The sequence below is a fragment of the Wenyingzhuangia sp. 2_MG-2023 genome, from assembly GCF_030548295.1.
Classification (GTDB): Bacteria; Bacteroidota; Bacteroidia; order Flavobacteriales; family Flavobacteriaceae; genus Wenyingzhuangia.
In genome coordinates this window covers 1-279 of record NZ_JAUOSB010000102.1, presented here as the reverse complement: position 1 = coordinate 279, position 279 = coordinate 1, and the positions used below count along the sequence as shown (strand labels likewise).

Sequence of the window (279 nt, the reverse complement as noted above, 5' to 3'; positions counted from 1 at the left end):
CATCGAGCACAAGGGCACGCGCCTGCTGTCGGCGAACCTGCTGTTCCGTGTGCTGGCGCGCGCGCCGGCGGACACGCTCGAGGACCGCGCGACGCGGCGCTGGATCGCCTTCACCTTCTTCGCGGTGCCCGAGCTGCAGTACCTGCGCCCCGAGGGTGTGCAGCTGCTGCTGCTGCTGCAGCACGCGCACGTCATGCACACCGAGTACGGCAACGACGCCGCCGCCGGCGGCCCCGCCTTCGCGCCGCGCCCCGCCGCGCTGTTCCCCAAGCCCGTGCA

General features: G+C 73.5%; 1 protein-coding gene. It reads left to right on the top strand.

Going from position 1 to position 279, the window contains the following annotated elements:
* Positions 1-279, top strand: a 279-nt coding sequence (locus Q4548_RS16820) for a hypothetical protein (RefSeq protein WP_303457205.1), incomplete at both ends; no start/stop codon positions are given.